The organism is Nocardioides guangzhouensis (assembly GCF_004519545.1).
GTDB lineage: Bacteria > Actinomycetota > Actinomycetes > Propionibacteriales > Nocardioidaceae > Nocardioides > Nocardioides guangzhouensis.
Map to the genome: position 1 here is coordinate 1 of NZ_SDKM01000156.1, position 360 is coordinate 360.

The following is a 360-nucleotide window of genomic DNA, read 5'->3' on the forward strand; positions in this document are numbered from 1 at the left end:
ACTCGTCCTGGCCGACCTTGTCGAGCTTGCGTCCCCGGCTGAAGCCGGGCATGCCGGCCTCGACCCCGAACAGCGAGATCCCGCGTCCGCGCTTGGCATCGGGGTCGGTGCGGGCAGCCACGACGACCAGGTCGGCGGAGTACCCGTTCGTGATGAAGGTCTTGGATCCGTTGAGGACCCAGGCGTCCCCGTCGCGTACGGCGGTGGTCTTCAGGGCGGCGAGGTCGGAGCCTCCTGAGGGCTCGGTCATGCCGATCGCGGTCAGGATCTCACCGGACACGAACCCCGGAAGCCAACGTTCTCGCTGCACCTCTGTGGTCAGCTCGACAAGGTACGGCGCCACGATGTCGGCGTGGATGC

The 360-nt window shown here is 67.8% G+C and carries 1 protein-coding gene; it reads right to left on the bottom strand.

Translation table 11 applies throughout. The annotated features are described in order from the left end of the window. The coding region (locus EKO23_RS24920) for an acyl-CoA dehydrogenase family protein (RefSeq protein WP_175582745.1) at positions 1-360 on the bottom strand (360 nt) is incomplete at both ends.